General features: G+C 42.0%; 16 protein-coding genes. 13 read left to right on the top strand and 3 right to left on the bottom strand.

The genetic code is table 11. From position 1 onward, the window contains the following. Positions 1-7 precede the first annotated feature (7 nt). From DWW86_RS15475 to DWW86_RS15495, 5 genes are all read left to right on the top strand, one after another. Positions 8-1,345 (top strand): TrkH family potassium uptake protein, encoded by a 1,338-nt coding sequence (locus tag DWW86_RS15475; RefSeq protein WP_072522311.1) that lies wholly within the window; start codon positions 8-10, stop codon positions 1,343-1,345. A 12-nt stretch (positions 1,346-1,357) separates the two neighbouring features. After that, on the top strand, positions 1,358-2,008 hold the full coding sequence (locus tag DWW86_RS15480) for a potassium channel family protein (protein WP_072522310.1): 651 nt from the start codon (positions 1,358-1,360) through the stop codon (positions 2,006-2,008). A gap of 18 nt (positions 2,009-2,026) precedes the next feature. After that, entirely contained in the window at positions 2,027-3,793 is a 1,767-nt protein-coding gene (locus tag DWW86_RS15485; protein ID WP_353652729.1) for an ATP-binding protein, read from the top strand. Next, complete coding sequence (locus DWW86_RS15490) at positions 3,786-4,487, top strand: response regulator (RefSeq protein ID WP_117943916.1); 702 nt, start codon at positions 3,786-3,788, stop codon at positions 4,485-4,487. The genes DWW86_RS15485 and DWW86_RS15490 overlap by 8 nt, the downstream gene beginning before the upstream one ends. A gap of 105 nt (positions 4,488-4,592) precedes the next feature. Continuing rightward, positions 4,593-5,801 carry a phosphopentomutase gene (locus DWW86_RS15495; RefSeq protein WP_117943918.1) on the top strand — a complete coding sequence of 403 codons (1,209 nt, stop codon included), beginning with the start codon at positions 4,593-4,595 and terminating at the stop codon, positions 5,799-5,801. Positions 5,802-5,851: 50 nt separating this feature from the next. Here DWW86_RS15495 and DWW86_RS15500 read toward each other — a convergent pair whose 3' ends face one another. Together DWW86_RS15500 and DWW86_RS15505 are read right to left on the bottom strand one after the other, a co-directional pair. Next, positions 5,852-7,027 carry a sensor histidine kinase gene (locus tag DWW86_RS15500; protein WP_117943920.1) on the bottom strand — a complete coding sequence of 392 codons (1,176 nt, stop codon included), beginning with the start codon at positions 7,025-7,027 and terminating at the stop codon, positions 5,852-5,854. Next, positions 7,024-7,701, bottom strand: coding sequence for a response regulator transcription factor (locus DWW86_RS15505; RefSeq protein ID WP_015541664.1), 678 nt, complete (start codon positions 7,699-7,701; stop codon positions 7,024-7,026). The genes DWW86_RS15500 and DWW86_RS15505 overlap by 4 nt, the downstream gene beginning before the upstream one ends. Positions 7,702-7,979: 278 nt before the next feature. Between DWW86_RS15505 and DWW86_RS15510 the strand changes: the two genes are divergently transcribed. The 7 genes from DWW86_RS15510 to DWW86_RS15540 all read left to right on the top strand — a co-directional run bounded on the left by DWW86_RS15510 (position 7,980) and on the right by DWW86_RS15540 (position 14,603). Then, positions 7,980-9,155 carry a TlpA family protein disulfide reductase gene (locus DWW86_RS15510; RefSeq protein WP_117943923.1) on the top strand — a complete coding sequence of 392 codons (1,176 nt, stop codon included), beginning with the start codon at positions 7,980-7,982 and terminating at the stop codon, positions 9,153-9,155. 59 nt (positions 9,156-9,214) lie between these two features. Beyond that, positions 9,215-9,367 carry a CD1871A family CXXC motif-containing protein gene (locus tag DWW86_RS15515; RefSeq protein ID WP_015541666.1) on the top strand — a complete coding sequence of 51 codons (153 nt, stop codon included), beginning with the start codon at positions 9,215-9,217 and terminating at the stop codon, positions 9,365-9,367. A gap of 7 nt (positions 9,368-9,374) precedes the next feature. Continuing rightward, positions 9,375-10,217: a 4Fe-4S binding protein gene (locus DWW86_RS15520; RefSeq protein WP_072523402.1), complete on the top strand. Its 843-nt coding sequence runs from the start codon at positions 9,375-9,377 to the stop codon at positions 10,215-10,217. Between the two features lie 190 nt (positions 10,218-10,407). Then, positions 10,408-11,295, top strand: coding sequence for a putative ABC transporter permease (locus tag DWW86_RS15525; protein WP_117943925.1), 888 nt, complete (start codon positions 10,408-10,410; stop codon positions 11,293-11,295). Between the two features lie 215 nt (positions 11,296-11,510). Continuing rightward, positions 11,511-12,557, top strand: a complete 1,047-nt coding sequence (locus DWW86_RS15530) for an Rpn family recombination-promoting nuclease/putative transposase (RefSeq protein WP_117943927.1) — start codon at positions 11,511-11,513, stop codon at positions 12,555-12,557. Positions 12,558-12,811: 254 nt separating this feature from the next. After that, positions 12,812-13,264: a MarR family winged helix-turn-helix transcriptional regulator gene (locus DWW86_RS15535; protein ID WP_117943929.1), complete on the top strand. Its 453-nt coding sequence runs from the start codon at positions 12,812-12,814 to the stop codon at positions 13,262-13,264. Then, entirely contained in the window at positions 13,254-14,603 is a 1,350-nt protein-coding gene (locus DWW86_RS15540; RefSeq protein ID WP_117943931.1) for an MATE family efflux transporter, read from the top strand. Before DWW86_RS15535 ends, DWW86_RS15540 begins: the two co-directional genes overlap by 11 nt. Positions 14,604-14,609: 6 nt before the next feature. Here DWW86_RS15540 and DWW86_RS15545 read toward each other — a convergent pair whose 3' ends face one another. After that, positions 14,610-15,614: a LacI family DNA-binding transcriptional regulator gene (locus DWW86_RS15545; RefSeq protein ID WP_117943933.1), complete on the bottom strand. Its 1,005-nt coding sequence runs from the start codon at positions 15,612-15,614 to the stop codon at positions 14,610-14,612. 175 nt (positions 15,615-15,789) lie between these two features. Between DWW86_RS15545 and DWW86_RS15550 the strand changes: the two genes are divergently transcribed. Beyond that, the gene (locus DWW86_RS15550) at positions 15,790-16,329 is read left to right on the top strand and encodes an ECF transporter S component (protein WP_181985377.1); all 540 of its coding nucleotides are present in this window, start codon (positions 15,790-15,792) and stop codon (positions 16,327-16,329) included. The last annotated feature ends 32 nt before the right edge of the window (positions 16,330-16,361 follow it).

Here is a 16,361-nt window from a genome sequence, read left to right on the forward strand (position 1 = left end):
TACATTTATGCAGGAGAATTTTCACAGAAAAAAACATCTGACGTCATTTCAGATGATCATATTAGGGTTTGCAGGAGTGATTCTTTTGGGAACGCTTCTTCTGATGCTTCCGGTCTCGTCTGCAGATGGAATCGTAACTCCATTTGACGAAGCACTTTTTACTTCAACTTCTGCAGTTTGTGTGACGGGGCTTGTTGTACAGGACACAGGCAGCTACTGGTCCGGATTTGGTCAGACAGTTATTCTTATACTTATACAGACAGGTGGGCTGGGAGTAGTGACAGTTGCTGTCGCTGCATTTATGCTTTCCGGAAGAAAAATATCTCTTATGCAGCGCAGCACTATGCAGAGCGCAATATCGGCACCGCAGGTAGGCGGAATTGTCCGGTTGACAAAATTCATACTGAGAGGAACTTTTTTGGTTGAGGCGATTGGAGCAATTTTACTTCTCCCGGTATTTTGCCATGATTTTGGGCGGAGGGGAATCTGGATGTCCGTATTTCATTCAGTATCTGCATTTTGCAATGCCGGGTTTGACATACTGGGAACAGAAGGGCACAGGTTTGTATCTCTTTCAGGATATGGCGATAATATATGGCTGAATATGGTGATCATGCTTCTGATTATAATCGGAGGTATCGGATTTCTTACCTGGGAAGACTTTTATAAAAATAAATTAAATTTCAGACGTTATCGTATGCAGAGCAAGGTGATTCTGATAACAACTGTTCTTCTTATTATATTGCCGGCAATTTTATTTTTTGCCAATGATTTTGGAGAGTTTCTGTTTAAAAAACGTCTGCTGTATTCAATATTTCAGTCAGTTACAACGAGAACAGCCGGGTTTAATACTGCAGATCTCCCGTTGATGACAGAAGCAGGAAAGTCGGTTATGATATTGCTGATGCTGATCGGAGGATCACCAAGTTCCACAGCGGGAGGTATGAAGACAACAACTTTTGCAGTACTGATCCTGAATGCATTTGCTACATTCAGAAGCCGTGAAGATGCAGGTGCTTTTGGAAGAAGATTTGATGTTCAGGTGATAAAAAATGCGGCAACAATTGCTATGCTGTACCTGATGCTGTTCTTTGGAGGCGGGATCATAATCAGTGCTTATGAAGGCTTACCTGTGCTAACCTGTTTTTATGAGGCAGCTTCAGCTATAGGAACGGTAGGACTGACTCTGGGTGTTACGCCCGATCTACATATAATATCACGACTGATATTGATTGTACTTATGTACCTGGGGCGCGTGGGTGGACTGACACTGATCTATGCAGTATTTTCAGGAAAAAATAATAATAATGCAAGAATGCCAATGGAAAAAATCACAGTGGGTTAAAGGAGCTTTTTTATGAAGAATATTTTAATTATTGGACTTGGAAGATTTGGAAAACACATTGCAATGCAGCTTAATCAGATGGGACATGAGATTATGGCGGTAGATCTGAATGAGGAAAGAGTAGAGAAAGTTCTTCCGTTTGTTACCAATGCTCAGATTGGAGACAGCACAGATGCTGAATTTCTGAAATCTCTGGGAATCGGAAATTATGATATCTGTTTTGTGACGATTGGAGGTAGTTTTCAGAATTCGCTTGAGACGACTTCTTTACTAAAGGAACTGGGAGCCAGACTGGTAATTTCCAGAGCGGAACGGGATGTCCATGAAAAATTCCTTTTGCGAAATGGTGCAGATAAGGTGGTTTATCCTGAAAAACAGGTGGCAAAATGGGCATCCATTCGTTATGCGGATGATCATATCCTTGATTATATGGAAGTCGATGCATCTCATGCAATCTTTGAAGTAGAAATACCGTATGAGTGGATTGGAAAAACCATAGGTGAACTTGACATAAGAAAGAAACATAATATAAATATTCTGGCAGTCAAAAATGAAGGCGGCGAAATCGGTGTGGCAATATCAGCTGATACAGTTCTGAATGATGGGAGTACACTTCTGGTACTGGGTGATTATAAAACAATTCAAAAATGTTTTCATATCTGAAGATAGTGGGTGATGATAATGGAAAAGGGAACTCTGATATTGATTGTATGTGTAATATTTGGGCTGGGACTTTTTATGGTGTCAAAACTGGGATGCTTTATTAAGGAAAGCCGAAAAGAACTTTCTGATGAACGTTCAAATCTGCAGTTATTAAAAAAAGTCGAGATGAGTTCAAAAGGAAGAAAAAAGAATGCATACATGCATGTTATTCCGGGTACAGTTATGCCGGAAACCGGTCAGAAGCAGAAGTTTAAGCTCCATATTGAAACACCATCAGTAAAAGATTATATTCTGACAGTTTCAATATTTATTGGCTGTACACTGATTGGACTGATATTTCAGAAACTGTATTTCACAGATGCGAATATAGTTACCATATATATCCTTGGAGTATTGCTCACCTCAATTTTAACAGATGGATATCTTTGCAGTCTGGCCGGTTCGTTTTTAAGTGTCGTTCTTTTTTGCTTTTTTCTTACAGAACCAAGAATGTCATTTCAGACATATGCAGTTGGTTATCCTGTGACATTTCTGATCATGCTTATCTCATCCGTACTGACAGGAACACTTGCGGCAAAACTAAAAGAGCATGCAAGGTTATCGGCACAGCAGGCTTTTTGCACACAGATTTTATTTGATACAAACCGTCTACTCCAACAGGTAAAAGACAGAAGAGATATCCTTTGTGTTACCTGTAAACAACTGGTGCGTCTGTTAAACTGTAATATTGTTGCGTATATTGAAGAAAACGGAGAACTGTCCGGCGGCAGTCTGTTTTTTCATAATGACGAAAGTGGAAGGCAGGGAGAACTTCTGACATCAGAAGAACAGTATGTAGCCAGGTGGGCATATGAGAATAGGCAGAATGCAGGTGCAACAACGAATCATTTCAGCAGTGCCAGATGTTTATACTTTGTTATTAAAAGTGGAGACAATGTATATGGTGTAATTGGAATTCCATTGCAGAAGAAAAAACTGGATTCTTATGAGAATAGCATTCTGATTTCTGTTCTTAATGAATGTGCACTTACGATGGAAAATTCACATAATGCAATAGAAAAAGAAAAAAATGCAGTATTTGCTAAAAATGAACAGCTTCGTGCGGATCTTTTGCGTGCGATTTCACATGATCTTCGAACACCTCTTTGTTCGATATCCGGAAATGCAGATATGCTGTTAAACAATGGAAGCTGTCTGGATGAGGCAACAAAACGTCAAATTTATTCAGATATTTATGATGATGCAGACTGGCTGATTGATGTTGTGGAAAATCTGCTGTCTATCACGAGACTGAACGATGGAAGATTAAAGATTAAATTTACAGATCAGCTTCTGGACGAAGTCATTGCAGAATCATTGCGCCACATCAGCCGAAAACATGAGGATTATCAGATTGACGTAGAATGTGAAGAATTCATTCTCGTACATATGGATGTGCGGCTTATAATCCAGGTTCTTGTAAATCTGATTGATAATGCAATAAAATATACACTGCCGGGCTCAAAGATATGCATCAGAGGAATAAAGAAGGATGGTAAAGCACAGATCAGTGTAGCTGATAACGGACCAGGTATTTCAGATGAAGTAAAATCGCATATATTTGAAATGTTCTACACAGGCAATAATACAATCGCTGACAGTCATCGAAGTCTTGGTCTTGGCCTTGCCCTTTGCCGGTCAATTATTGAAGCACACGGGGGAACTCTGGTGCTGACAGATAATATTCCGAGAGGATGTATTTTTACGTTTACTCTGCCATTAAGCGAGGTGATATTAAATGAATAAAAATTCGATTCTGATTGTTGAAGATGATCGTCCGATACGAAACCTGATCATAACAGCATTAAAGACACATGATTATAAATATCTGGAAGCAGAGAATGGTACCTCTGCCATTCTGGAGGCTTCCTCACATAATCCGGATATTGTTTTGCTTGACCTGGGCTTGCCGGATATAGAGGGAGTGGAAGTGATCAAAAAAATCAGAATGTGGTCAAATATGCCGATTATTGTTATAAGTGCAAGAAACGAAGACACAGATAAGATAGAAGCGCTGGATGCAGGCGCAGATGATTATATAACGAAACCATTTTCAGTCGAGGAACTTCTTGCACGGATACGCGTCACGCAGAGACGACTTGCACTGCTCCAGACAGGCGAGATGCAGGAAGAATCGACTTTTACCAATGGTGAACTGAAAATTGATTATACGGCCGGTTGTACTTATCTGAGAGGTGAAGAACTGCATCTGACCCCTATTGAATATAAACTTTTGTGCCTTTTGTCGCGTAATGTAGGTAAGGTACTGACGCATACATATATCACGCAGCAGATCTGGAGCAGAAGCGCAGAGAGTGATGTAGCTTCTCTTCGTGTGTTTATGGCGACTTTGAGAAAGAAACTGGAAACAGAAAAGAGTGATGTTTCATATATACAGACTCATGTTGGAATAGGCTATCGGATGCTGCGGATAGAATAAAAAATAATTAGCGAAAAGAAACAGGAGCAGCCTGTCGATGTAATTGTAATTCTATGGTCATCGGGGTATAATTATCATAACATAATGAAAGCAGGTGAGTTCCATATGACAAAGGTAAACGATAAAGTGAAATATCAGAGAATATTTGTAATTGTGCTGGATTCGGTCGGCATGGGATATATGCCGGACGCAGCGAAGTTTGGAGATGAAGGCGCAGATACGCTCGGTCATCTGGGCAAATATCTGCATGAGGATAAGATGCCTCATCTACGGAGTCTGGGTCTGGCAAACCTGAAAGCAATGGAAGGTATTCATCCTGTTGAGAAACCGCTGGGCTGCTACAAGCGAATGAAAGAGCAGAGCAATGGCAAGGATACGATGACCGGACACTGGGAAATGATGGGTATCCATACGACAAAACCGTTTAAGACATTTACGGAAACCGGTTTTCCGCAGGAACTGATCGACGAGCTTGAGAAGCAGTGTGGCAAAAAGGTTATCGGAAATAAAAGCGCAAGTGGAACAGAGATCATTAAAGAACTTGGTATGCAGGAGATGCAGGAAAATGCGATGATCGTTTATACTTCTGCAGATTCTGTATTGCAGATCTGCGGAAATGAAAAGACATTTGATCTGGCAAATCTGTATCGTTGCTGTGAGATTGCGAGAAAGCTGACGCTCAAAGAGGAATGGCGAGTAGGTCGCGTAATTGCAAGGCCGTATGTCGGTGATTCACCGGAGAACTTCAAGCGAACCAGCAACCGCCATGATTATGCGTTAAAACCGACGAATAAAACAGCAATGGATGCGTTGAAAGAAAACGGTTACGATGTGCTGGCAGTCGGTAAGATTCATGATATTTTTGATGGGGAAGGAATTACAGATTCCGTCCATTCCGTAAGCTCTGTCAACGGAATGAATCAGACGATTGATTATGCAAAGACTGATTTTACAGGACTCTGTTTTACAAATCTTGTTGATTTTGATGCGCTTTGGGGACACCGCAGAAACCCGGAAGGATATGCGGCAGAGCTTGAGCGTTTTGATGTGAAATTAGGTGAGTTTCTGAAAGTTCTCAGGGATGATGATCTTTTGATGATCACTGCGGATCATGGAAATGACCCGACTTATACAGGAACCGACCACACAAGAGAATATGTACCGCTTCTTCTGTATTCGCCGAAACTGAAAATAAGCGGAAATCTGCCGGAGTCTGATTCCTTTGCTGATATCGGCGCGACGATTGCATCAAATTTCGGAGTTGCGATGCCGGAAGGAACGATCGGCACACCGATGAAAGAAATTTTAGATTGAAAATCAATACAGGCACAGATCACATAAAACAGTGGTTTGTGCCTGTTGCTTTACAGTGGCAGTATGAGGGCAATCGTGCTGCCGTTTTTATTGCTTTTCAGGACTTTTACTTCGCCACCATGCTGTCTGGCAATTTCATTTACGAGCGCGAGCCCCAGTCCGGCGCCGCCCATAGCGCGGCTTCGGGATTTGTCTACACGGAAAAACGGGGTGAAAATTTTTTCCTGATATTCCGGAGAAATTCCGATCCCGGTGTCAGATACTTCAACGAGGGCGCAGTCTGTCGGAACAGGAGGAACAGCAGTGTTCAGGAGAGATTTTTTCTGCCGGATGTTTACCGTTACTTTTCCACCGGGATGGTTGTATTTAATCGCATTTTCCACAAGATTATACACAGCACGGTAGAGAAGAAGATAACTTCCGGTGATGGTACAGTCTCCATCCTCCTGAATCAGCTTAATTTGTTTTTGCTCAGCAATTGAAGTCAGGTCGCAGAGAACTTCATCTGTAAGCTCTGCCAGCGAGATTGTTTCAGAACGTTCAATCGTCTGTATCCCGATCATATCGAGAAGTATTTCTGCCAGATGGGAGAGTCGTCCGGTCTGTTCCTGAATCATGGAAAAAAGCTTCTGATATTCATCAGCGGAGGGCTCTTTCTTGCGGGAAAAAACTTCCAGATTTGTCTGCATGACCGCAAGGGGTGTGCGAAGCTCATGCGCGGCACTGGCAGAAAATTGTTTTTGTGCGGTAAAGGCATCATTCAGACGGGAAAGCATTTCATTAAAGGAAAGTGTCAGATTCGAGATCTCATCGTTGCTGTCCGGTACTTCAAGTGGTTCGGAGAGGTTTTGTGCCTGGATTTTTTCAACTTTTGTGCTGAGATTGTGCAATGGTTTTAATGCCCGGCGACTGACAAAATATGTGCAGGCACTGCTCAGCAGAATGATGAGTACTGTAGTGATAAGGCTTCGGATCTGAAAAAGCTGTTTGGTCGTTGTTACCTGTTCTGAGAGATCAGGAAACAAGATAGTTGGATCTATGTTAAAAGTAATTGGTGAAGAATCGGTTTTATTAATTTGTACGATATAATTTTGCAGGTGGTCCATACCGGTAACTGCGGACTGACTGATAAAAAAGTACATCAGTATGCAGGTGATTGTTACAAGCAGAGCGGTGATCAGTGTCAGACGCCATTGCAGGGAGAGTTTTCTGGAAAAATTTTTCATGATATTTCCTCCATCAGAATATATCCCTGTCCGATTTTATTCTGAATCGGATCAAAGCCCAGTGCAGCACGAAGTTTTTTGCGCAGAGAAGAAATGTGGACGCGGATTGAATTACTGAAACTGTTAACACTTCCGTCCCAGAGATGTTCGATCATTTCCTCGGGGCTGATGATACGACCCTGATGGAGCAGGAAATATTCCAGAAGTGCACTTTCTTTTCGGGTAAGGGAAAGAGTCGCATCATCTACACTGGCTTTCCGTGTGCGTGTATCAAAAATGATGCGGCCACATTTCAGACAGATGTCTTCCTGAATAAATTTTCTACGGGTGAGACTGCGGATTCTGGCTTCCAGTTCTTCAAAGTGAAAAGGTTTGGTGAGGTAATCATTGGCGCCAAGATCCAGTCCCTCTACTTTGTCCTGAATCTGTCCACGCGCGGAAAGAATCAGAACCGGTGTGGTGCTGTCAGATGTACGGAATTGCTGCAGAATGTCAAGACCGTCTGTTCCCGGAAGATTCAGGTCCAGAAGAATCAGATCGTAACTTTCTGTCATACATAATTCCAGTCCTTCGTTTCCATCAAAACAGGTATCTGTTTCGTATCCATTCATGCGAAGACCCTCTGCAATGGAGCAGCAGAGCTGTTCTTCATCTTCTATAATTAATATATGCATGTAAGTTCTCCTTTTTAAGTGGTAGTACCTGAGAATTGTTTTGTATCAGGTATTTCGATAATTCTGTCTGATACTATCATATCATGTTGGACATAAAATTCCTGTAAAAAAATCACATATTTCAATGAAATCGGCATTTTGATTAAAAAAATTCATTTTCGTGTTTTCTTAACACCAATTTTATGTACAGTATGGTATAGTTTTGTCTATAGTAATCGCAGTGAGCACAGCTCACGCTGTAAAATGCAAACGAAATCAATTGAAGGGAGATATATATCATGAAATTCAGAATGAAAAAAATAACAGCACTTATGGCAGCTGCAGTATTAGGAGCATCCACCTTTGGAGGAGTATCCGTAATGGCAGCAGAAAGTACAGAAGCAATGGCGGTTCCGGCAGACCAGGACGGAATGGTAGTTGATGATGATGCAGTTGCTGCAGAGGGGGATGCAATCCCGTCTGATTTTATACAGGGTACTTTCAAACCATCTGAGACAACTGTGCAGGCACAGGATTCTTATGAGTATCCATTCCTTGGACTTAACATGAAACTTCCAGAGGAACTGCTTAAACAGATAAAAGCGCAGACTATTGCGATGATCTCAAATGAAGGATGGAATGACACTGCAGATGCAATTAAATATGCATATATAAGCTGGAGCGAAATGACCGAGGAGCAGAAAGAGGCAGAGGTTGACAAGCTTGGAACAGCGTATGATGACTGGTGCAATAGTCTTGCAAAAATTGGAGTGATTGGAATCTATGACGAAGATTCTGAGAAAGAACTGGATGAGATCACAGGCTGTACAGAACACAAAGAAATCGGAAGCAGCAGTGATGGAAAGTATAAATATTATCTGAGCACTAATAAAGATGCAGATGAATCCCTGAAAAAAGAAGTGGAAGAAATTGATGTGACACTCACAGAGATGACACCATTCCAGCAGCTTTCCGCATTTGATCAGCCACAGGATACCAGCAATGCAGGTGATTCTACAACTGTGGGTAAATTTGAGACAAAGGGTGTTGACGGAAAAGACTATACAGAAAAAGTATTTAGCGATTATGACCTGACTCTGGTCAATATTTTTACTACCTGGTGTTCTCCATGCGTCAATGAGATTCCGGAACTGGAAAAACTCTATGAGGAGATGAAAGACAAGGGAGTAGGAGTTGTTGGTGTGGTTCTTGATACAGTAGGAGATGACGGAAAACAGGATGATGCTACCGTGAAAAAAGCTGGTGTTCTTCAGGAAAAGACAAAAGCTTCTTATCCTTTCCTGATTCCGGATTCAACAATGATGAATGGACGTCTGAATGGCATCTCTGCTTTCCCGGAAACCTTCTTTGTTGACAAAGATGGAAATATTGTAGGAGAAACATATTCCGGAAGCCATAGCCTGGATGAGTGGAAGAAAATCGTAGAAAAAGAGCTTGCGAATGTTTCAAAATAAAAGAGTATAGTTGTGATAACCAGCAATGCCGGTTTCCGGCAGAAAGATAAAAGATAACTATGATAAAAAAAATAACAGAAACAAAATGGGCAGGAGTTGTTTTGGCAATTCTTGGAATCCTTCTGATGATCTTTGGAATCTACAGAGGCGAGATGTCCGTAGTTTTTACAAAAGCAATTAATATCTGCATGGAGTGTATTGGAATTGGATAATAAAAAAATGAAAATAAACGAATGGCCGCGACATGGAATCCAGGCATTGTGGGCCCTGCTGACTAACAGTCATCTGTCTGGTTTTGTGACCGGCAAGATTTATACCGGAAAGCTGAAAAATGTCTGTGTTCCGGGACTGAATTGCTACTCCTGTCCCGGTGCGACAGGCGCCTGTCCGATCGGTTCTCTTCAGGCGGTGATCGGAAGCTGGAACTTCAAAATGGCATATTATGTGGTCGGATTTCTGATTTTTGTCGGAGCATTGCTGGGCAGGCTGGTCTGCGGATTCCTGTGTCCGTTCGGACTGATCCAGGATCTGCTCAACAAGATTCCGTTTCCGAAAAAAATCAGGACATTTCGCGGAGACAAACTGCTTCGCAAGCTGAAATATGTAATTTTTCTTATATTTGTAATTTTATTGCCGATGTTTGTGGTAGATATCATGGGACAGGGCGCACCGTATTTCTGCAAACTGATTTGCCCGGCAGGAACACTGGAAGGTGGTCTTCCGCTTGTATTGTTGAATAAGTCCATGCGCAGTGCAGTCGGATGGCTTTACATATGGAAAAATGTGATTCTGGTGATTATGATCATTTTGGCAATTCTTATTTACCGGCCGTTTTGTAAATATATCTGTCCACTGGGAGCATTTTATTCTATATTCAATAAAGTATCTGTTTTTCGTTATCGTGTAGACGAGGAGAAGTGCATTCACTGTGGAAAATGTGCAAAAGCATGTCAGATGGAAGTCAACCCTGTGGAAAACCCGAACAGTGCAGAGTGCATCCGTTGTGGAAGATGTAAGAAAGCCTGCCCGACACAGGCGATTCAGTGTGGGGTAAAGAGATAATATTAATGCCGTCAGATGGCCCGGAGCTAACTGGCGGTATTTTTATGTAATAGGAACATGTTTGCTGAAGCAGACTTGTCCGCTTTGTTCTGACGAAATATTTCATAAGATTTGTATAGGTATATATTGGCGTGTCTGGTATAATAAATTTACTTATATCAAAAAGGAAAGATGGAGGAGGGTATAGATAATGATTTGTGGAATGACATATTTTCAGATATGTTTGTATTTTTTGTTTTATTCTTTTGGAGGATGGGTTGTTGAAGTTATCTTTCATGCGGTTGCACTTGGAAAGGTGATAAACCGAGGTTTTCTGAATGGTCCGGTCTGCCCGGTGTATGGTTTCGGAGTATTGTCCGTTTTTGCTTTGCTCAATACGATTCAGAGCGGCGGACATGTGATGAGTGAAGGAATGATCTTTGTCTTTGGATTTGTCCTGGCTACTTTGGTAGAGCTGATCGCCGGATGGCTGCTTGACGTATGCTTTCATGCAAGATGGTGGGATTATTCAGATAAGCCGCTGAATTTTCACGGGTATATCTGTCTGGAGTTTTCGCTGATCTGGGGACTTGCAATCGTGATGGTCGTAAAAGTTTTCCAGAAGTATGTGGAGAATCAGGCATCACATATACCGGCAACCTGGGAATGGGTTGTGATAGCAATTTTGTATGCGGCATATTTTGCGGATTTTGTAGTGACTGTAGCAACGATCCGCGGACTGAACAAGAAGCTTACCAGACTGGATAAAGTCAGCTCCGATATGAGAATTGTAAGTGACAAACTCAGCAACACACTGGCGACGACCACGATCGACACTGCTCAGAAAGTCGGTGAGGGTAAAGTGCAGGTTACACTTGCAAAAGCAGAGCTCCGTGATGCTACAATAGCGCAGAAAGATAAGTCAATCGAAATGCTTCGAATGAAAAAAACAGAACTTCAGGCACAGTTTGATGAACTGTCCAGTTCTATCACAAACCACACTGTATTTGGACAGGGACGACTCATCAAAGCATTCCCTGAGATGAGACACAGAGATTACTTTGAACTGATTCAGGAACTGAAGAAGAAACTGAAATAAATATTAACAGAACGCTTCGCTATTGCGACAAGTGAAGCTTCCCTGCTGATTATGATCCTGTTCTGTTCGGAGTGTGCAGTGCAGGTAACCGCCACGGCGGGACGCCTGGTATGCGGAAAATTTTTTTTATTTAAGTTGTTCCTTTAAAATCTCCATGCTACAATAAAAGAGCAAATATCTTTTGATCTGTGATTTGTTTCCAGCGAGGAGGCAAAATGGAAAAAGCATCACAGGACAAAAGAGAAAAGAACGCGAGCTACCAGCCGGAAATGCATGTGAGAAATGCAAACAGCCGGGAGATATTTAAGAATAACAGGCTGACAAGTCAGTTTCTGAGAAATTATACAGATATTCCGCTGCTGGCGAATGTGATGCCGGAGGATATTGAGGATGTATCGGAAAAATATCAGGCATTTCTGGGGGTGGAATTTGAGTCGGATACGATCAAAAAGGTATATATCCGCAAAGCAGATGGCACAATAGAAAGAGAAGTTTATGTATTGTCATTGATTGAGCACAAGAGTGATATTGATTATGATGTGGCGATGCAGTTGCTTCGGTACATGTGTGTAATCTGGCAGGAATATAAAGCGACTCAGAATAAAATCCAGGAAGGAAGCAGCCGACGTAAAAATTTTCGTTATCCTCTGATTATTCCAATTGTATATTATGAGGGAAAACGGAAATGGACTGCAGATTTGAACCTGAAAGACCGCATTGAATTTTCAGAAGAAATGGAAAAATATATTCCGGATTTTACATATCAGGTAGTGAGTGTGAGACAATATACAAATGAAGAACTCAGCGAAAAACATGATGAAATGTCATTGGTGATGCTGATTAATAAGATACAGACGGAGGAAGATCTTTCGGAGTTTAGAAAGGTCTCGGAGGAAATGGTAGATTCCACTTATGGAAATGCACCGGATGAGATAAAAGAGATATATAAGAAAATATTATGGTCATTACTAATGAAATTAAAAGTACCGAATGAGGAGGCCAGCAATATTATAGGCGAGATTGGAGGTCATGGTATGGGATATCTGTTTGAGAATATGGACGAAATAGATATTGGGGCTCTAAAAAGGAAGGTTGCCTTAACAAGGCAGCGGGCAGAAGAAGAAAAACAGCGGGCAGAAGAAGAGAAGCAGCGGGCAGAAGAAGAGAAGCAGCGAGCGGATGAAGAGAAGCAGCGAGCGGATGCGCTTGAGGAGGAACTTCAGCGACTCAGGAAGCTGTTAGAGCTTCAGGGACAGAAGTAACATATAGAATACCGTAACATATCAATAAAGTTAAAAATGGAAGCAAGTCAAATCAAAAGATGTAAGTAAGAAAATATCGTTTTACTGTCTAAATGATGGTAAAACGATATTTTTTATGTAATAGGAAATTACTTCGTAATGTTCCTATTACATAAAAACGCTCCGCGAGGATGCAATACTTCTTGACAAATCCTCAGTTTTCTATATAATTATCAAAGGTAATTAACGATGATAATTATATAGAGGCATATATTATGACAACCAAAAAAATCAAAGAAATGCTTGATGCATGTTATCAGGCGAAGCGGATCCGGGAGATGCTGCCGCCTCTGCCGGAAGGGGTGATGCCGTCTTATATTCAATATCTGGATGCAATCCAGAAACTGGAAAAAAAAGACATTCGTGTAAAAGTGTCTGATATCAGCGATGTAATGAATCTCCCAAGGCCGGGAGTCACCCGAACAGTCAAGGAGATGGAGAAAAAAGGTTATCTCAGCAAGATTGCATCCCCGGATGATGGACGTGTCACTTACATATCTATCACAGAAGAAGGATGGAAGCTGTTTCATAAGTATGATGAGCATTATTTCGGCGAGCTGTCCGGGGAACTGAGTGATATTTCAGAAGAAGATGCAGACTGTATGATCCGCACGATTGAAAAATTTTATCAGATCATGTGCAAGAGGAGGAGTCATCATGACAAATGATAAAGCTGATTTTACACAGGGAAATATACTGAAGAAATTGGTCGCCTTTATGATGCCGGTTCTCGGGGCGTTGATTCTGCAGGCGGCATACGGCGCAGTCGACTTGCTGGTTGTAGGAAGATTTGGTTCCACATCCGGACTTTCTGCGGTTTCCACCGGAAGCCAGGTACTGAATCTGGTGACATTTGTAGTAATTCAGTTCGCAATGGGTATCACCGTTTTGATCGCTCGCTATCTCGGTGAAAAAAGACCGGAAAGGATCGGGGCTGTCATTGGTGGTGGAACAGTGGTATTTACCATGATGTCTGTCGTGCTGTTTATTGCGATGGTTGGATTTGCCCGTCCTATTTCCGTTCTGATGCAGGCACCGGCGGAGGCTGTAGATCTGACTGCAAGTTATGTAAGAATCTGCGGTGCAGGTATTTTATTTATTGTAGCGTACAACCTGTTGTCTGCAATCTTCCGTGGACTGGGAGACAGTAAATCACCGCTTCTTTTTGTACTGGTGGCATGTATCGTAAATATTATCGGCGACCTGGTACTGGTAGCCGGTCTTCACATGGATGCAGCAGGAGCTGCAATCGCAACAGTTACCGCACAGGCGCTCAGCGTAGTATTTGCAGTAATGCTTTTGCTGAAAAAAGATCTTCCGTTTGCGATCACAAAGAAGGAGTTTCGCCTGAACCCACAGTGCCGGAAATTCCTGAAGATCGGTCTTCCGCTTGCACTGCAGGAATTTCTGACACAGATTTCTTTCCTGGCACTCTGTGCATTTGTCAACCGACTTGGACTGGAAGCTTCGTCCGGTTACGGAGTTGCATGTAAAATTGTTAACTTTGCAATGCTCGTACCGAGTTCACTGATGCAGTCAATGGCATCTTTCGTTTCCCAGAATATAGGTGCAGGCAAGAAAAAACGTGCGAAACAGTCTATGTTTACAGGAATCGGTGTGGGTCTGGCTGTCGGCTGTGTGGTATTTGTACTGGTTCTGTTTAAAGGTGATGTATTGTGCAGTGCTTTTTCTACAGATGCAGCGGTTATCCAGAATGGATTTGCATATCTGAAAGGTTTTGCACCGGAGACACTTGTGACAGCGATCCTGTTCAGTATGGTTGGTTATTTCAATGGAAATAATAAGACTGTCTGGGTTATGACGCAGGGCCTGATCCAGACACTTCTGGTACGTCTGCCGCTGGCATACTTTATGAGTATCCAGCCGAACGCAAGCCTGACAAAGATCGGTCTGGCTGCTCCGGTGGCAACGACTGTGGGAATCGTCCTGAACATAGGATTCTTTAGTTATCTGAACTGGGCTGAACAGAAGAAAGCGGTTGGGTAAAGCAGGTCAGAGACAGCTTTCTCTTTTTGCCATGTAATATGGCAAAGAAACTTTTAAAGGCAGCGTATGACCGTTATTGATCCGGTCAATCAGTGTTTTAGCTGTCATTTTTCCCATTTCCTCAATGGGGATATGCATGGTCGTAAGCATTGGCGAGACGTACTGAGCGATGTCAATGTCATCCATGCTGATTACGGCAATATCGGACGGAATGCGGTGCCCGGATTCTTTGATAGCACGTATTGCACCGATTGCAGTAATATCATTCATACAGAAAAAAGCAGTAATATCCGAAGCTCGTTTTAAAATCCGCTGTGCGCCCTGATAGCCGCCTTCGGAAGAAACCGGAACATTGGCAATAAGATTTTTGTCAAAAGCAATCCGGTGATCTTTCAAAGTGTTGCGATAGGCGATATAGCGGATTTCGTTTTTGGTTTCTCCGATGTAGCCGATTTTTTTATGCCCGAGAGAAATCAGATGTTTTACTGCGTCTGAAGCCACTGCATTGCCGTCGCAGATAACCTGATCATAATCTGCATCAAGAGGATTCAGCCCGGTGTAAATGATCTTTCGAAAGTGATTCTTCATAAATTTTAGCGTCTCTTTGTCGCAGCGGCCAAGAATTGCAGCTCCGTCGACTTCATTATTCATAATCTGGTTGTAGGTTGCCGGGGTATGAATATCATAGGCGGAAAAAGAGTATTTGACGATATATCCTTCTTTTAAGGCTTCCTGTTCAATACTTCGCGTAAGAGTCGAGAAGAATGCATCATTCTGGGCATCCTGAGAGCGGGCATAAATGCAGGCTATGGACTGATGATGTGAAGAAGTTTCAGTCTTTTGACGCAGAGCCTGTGCGGAAGTGTTGGGGACATATCCACCTGCCCGTGCAATACACCAGATTTTATCCTGCATTTCTTTGCTTGCCGCATTTGGAGAGTTTCCATTGATGATTCTTGAAACGGTTGAGATTGATACACCGGCTTCTTTTGCAATTTCCTTTAAAGTCATAAGATACATGCCTCTTTCTGTATAATATTGCTTTTGTTTTGTTTATGGACAGTATAACATAAATTACGCAAAATTTGAGTAAAATTGTACGCAAACGTTTGCACAAAAAAGAAATACAAACAGAAAAATATATGATATTGTAGTGATAAATAAAAGGCAGAAGGAGAAATTGGAAATGAGAGAAAAAATGGCTTTAAGAAAAAGTATTCTGGCAGCAATGTTTCTTGCAATCGGACTGATTCTTCCCTTTATTACAATGCAGATACCAGCAATAGGAAAAATGCTTTGCCCAATGCATATTCCGGTACTGTTATGCGGATATATCTGCGGATGGCCATATGGCCTGTTGATTGGATTTATCACTCCGCTTTTCCGGGGAGTTCTGTTTGGCATGCCGGCACTTTTTCCGAATGCGGTGTGCATGGCATTCGAACTTGCAACGTATGGAATGATAACAGGAATTTTGTCTGCCAAAATGGAAAAAGATATCAGATCGCTGTATATATCGTTGATAACGGCTATGCTTTGCGGACGCATTGTCTGGGGAATTGTTTCAGCAGTTGTATATGCTTCTATGGGGGCAGGATTCACCTGGAAGCTGTTCTTGATGGGTGGTTTTATAAATGCACTTCCGGGCATTTTGATTCAACTGATTTTCATTCCGTCTATTGTGAGTCGCGTATATTGTGTGACCAGGGTGGAAGTATGGAGTTAAAAAAACAATGCAGGCGACGTTTTGAACCTGCA

It is taken from the genome of Ruminococcus sp. AF17-22AC (assembly GCF_003460065.1).
In the GTDB taxonomy this organism is placed as follows: domain Bacteria; phylum Bacillota; class Clostridia; order Lachnospirales; family Lachnospiraceae; genus Blautia_A.

Bases quoted from the DNA above. Each gene is read 5' to 3' on its own strand.
- DWW86_RS15495 (WP_117943918.1), top strand. From the start codon at position 4,593: ATGACAAAGGTAAACGATAAAGTGAAATATCAGAGAATATTTGTAATT.
- DWW86_RS15520 (WP_072523402.1), top strand. From the start codon at position 9,375: ATGAAAATAAACGAATGGCCGCGACATGGAATCCAGGCATTGTGGGCC.
- DWW86_RS15475 (WP_072522311.1), top strand. From the start codon at position 8: ATGCAGGAGAATTTTCACAGAAAAAAACATCTGACGTCATTTCAGATG.
- DWW86_RS15490 (WP_117943916.1), top strand. From the start codon at position 3,786: ATGAATAAAAATTCGATTCTGATTGTTGAAGATGATCGTCCGATACGA.
- DWW86_RS15485 (WP_353652729.1), top strand. From the start codon at position 2,027: ATGGAAAAGGGAACTCTGATATTGATTGTATGTGTAATATTTGGGCTG.
- DWW86_RS15545 (WP_117943933.1), bottom strand. From the start codon at position 15,614: ATGACTTTAAAGGAAATTGCAAAAGAAGCCGGTGTATCAATCTCAACC.
- DWW86_RS15525 (WP_117943925.1), top strand. From the start codon at position 10,408: ATGATTTGTGGAATGACATATTTTCAGATATGTTTGTATTTTTTGTTT.
- DWW86_RS15510 (WP_117943923.1), top strand. From the start codon at position 7,980: ATGAAATTCAGAATGAAAAAAATAACAGCACTTATGGCAGCTGCAGTA.
- DWW86_RS15480 (WP_072522310.1), top strand. From the start codon at position 1,358: ATGAAGAATATTTTAATTATTGGACTTGGAAGATTTGGAAAACACATT.
- DWW86_RS15505 (WP_015541664.1), bottom strand. From the start codon at position 7,701: ATGCATATATTAATTATAGAAGATGAAGAACAGCTCTGCTGCTCCATT.
- DWW86_RS15550 (WP_181985377.1), top strand. From the start codon at position 15,790: ATGAGAGAAAAAATGGCTTTAAGAAAAAGTATTCTGGCAGCAATGTTT.
- DWW86_RS15530 (WP_117943927.1), top strand. From the start codon at position 11,511: ATGGAAAAAGCATCACAGGACAAAAGAGAAAAGAACGCGAGCTACCAG.
- DWW86_RS15535 (WP_117943929.1), top strand. From the start codon at position 12,812: ATGACAACCAAAAAAATCAAAGAAATGCTTGATGCATGTTATCAGGCG.
- DWW86_RS15500 (WP_117943920.1), bottom strand. From the start codon at position 7,027: ATGAAAAATTTTTCCAGAAAACTCTCCCTGCAATGGCGTCTGACACTG.
- DWW86_RS15515 (WP_015541666.1), top strand. From the start codon at position 9,215: ATGATAAAAAAAATAACAGAAACAAAATGGGCAGGAGTTGTTTTGGCA.
- DWW86_RS15540 (WP_117943931.1), top strand. From the start codon at position 13,254: ATGACAAATGATAAAGCTGATTTTACACAGGGAAATATACTGAAGAAA.